The organism is Mesorhizobium sp. M7A.F.Ca.AU.002.02.1.1 (assembly GCF_003998535.1).
GTDB lineage: Bacteria > Pseudomonadota > Alphaproteobacteria > Rhizobiales > Rhizobiaceae > Mesorhizobium > Mesorhizobium ciceri.
This window is the reverse complement of record NZ_RZPB01001157.1, coordinates 1-1359: the sequence shown is the minus strand read 5'-3', so window position 1 is coordinate 1359 and position 1359 is coordinate 1. Positions and strand designations below refer to the sequence as shown.

The window sequence follows — 1359 nt, the reverse complement described above, 5'->3', positions numbered from 1 at the left end:
CGTCTACAACTGGTCCGACTACATCGCGCCGGACACGGCCGAGAAATTCGAGAAGGAAACGGGAATCAAGGTTCGTTACGACGTCTATGACGGCAACGAGGTGCTTGAGACCAAGCTGCTCACCGGCGGCTCCGGATATGACGTGGTCTACCCTTCAGCCTATCCGTTCCTCAAGAACCAGGTGAAAGCAGGGGCTTTCCTGGAACTCGACAAATCGAAGCTTGCCAACCACTCGAAGATCGATCCGCAAGCCCTCGCGCTGATCGCCGGCGCCGACCCGCAGAACCTGCATGCAGTGCCCTATATGGCGGTCACCGACGGCATTGGCTACAACGTCGCTGCGGTGAAGCAGCGGCTGCCGGACGGGCCGACAGATTCCTTCGCCATGGTCTTCGACGTCGATGTGGTCAAGAAGCTGTCCGATTGCGGTGTAGCTATCATCGATGCGCCGGCTGAAGTCATCCCGATGGCGATGAACTACCTTCACATCAACCCCAAATCGACCAGTCCCGACGACCTCGCCAAGGTCGAGGACCTGCTGGTCAAGGTGCGGCCCTACATCCGCTATTTCCATTCGTCGAAATACATCAACGACCTCGCCAACGGTGACATCTGTGTGGTGTTGGGCTGGTCGGGCGACATACTCCAGGCAAGGACCCGTGCGGCGGAATCCGTGAAGAAGCTGGAGATCGCCTATTCCATCCCCAAAGAAGGCACGCTCATCAACTTCGATACGATGGCGGTACCGAAAGATGCGCCGCATCCCGACAACGCCCAGGCCTGGATCAACTTCAATCTGCGGCCCGATATCGCCGCGGCCAATTCCAGCTATGTCTCCTACGCCAATGCGATACCGGAGTCCCTGCCGCTGATGGACAAGGCCATAGCCAGCGACCCCGGCGTCTTTCCGCCTGATGCCGTGAAGGCCAAACTGTTCGTGGTGGACAACAACGACCCAAAGCTGCTGCGATCCCAAAACCGCATGTGGACGCGCATCGTGACGGGACAATAGAGCAATTCCAGAAAAAGTGCGCAGCGGTTTTCCCGGGAAAAGCGCGTAGCGCTTTCCCTTGGGAATTGCGTCAAAGCAAAAAGACAGAGCCGGGCGGAAGCCGTCAGGCTCAAGCGGCTTCGCGGATGGCCGCCAGCAACTCGACCTGGGAGTGCACACCGAGCTTGCGATAGATCTGCTTGATGTGGTTGCGGACGGTCCCGGGCGAGATGGCGAGGCATCGCGAAATCGTCTTGGCGTTGCCACCATCGACCAGATGCCGCGCAATCTCGGTCTCGCGCCTGCTCAGCCGCGAGCGAGCGTCACCGATTGCGGCGCCCTTGTGCCGGAAGCGGCGCAGATGGAGC

Annotated in this window: 2 protein-coding genes; one reads left to right on the top strand and one right to left on the bottom strand. The window is 59.6% G+C overall.

The genetic code is table 11. From position 1 onward, the window contains the following. The coding region (locus EN879_RS36055) for a polyamine ABC transporter substrate-binding protein (protein WP_164774842.1) at window positions 1-1012 on the top strand (1012 nt) is incomplete at its 5' end. Between the two features lie 109 nt (window positions 1013-1121). On the opposite strand, the gene EN879_RS36050 is transcribed toward EN879_RS36055, so the two are convergent. Continuing rightward, window positions 1122-1359 (bottom strand): LuxR C-terminal-related transcriptional regulator (locus EN879_RS36050; RefSeq protein WP_164774841.1); only part of this gene is annotated, 238 nt, incomplete at its 5' end.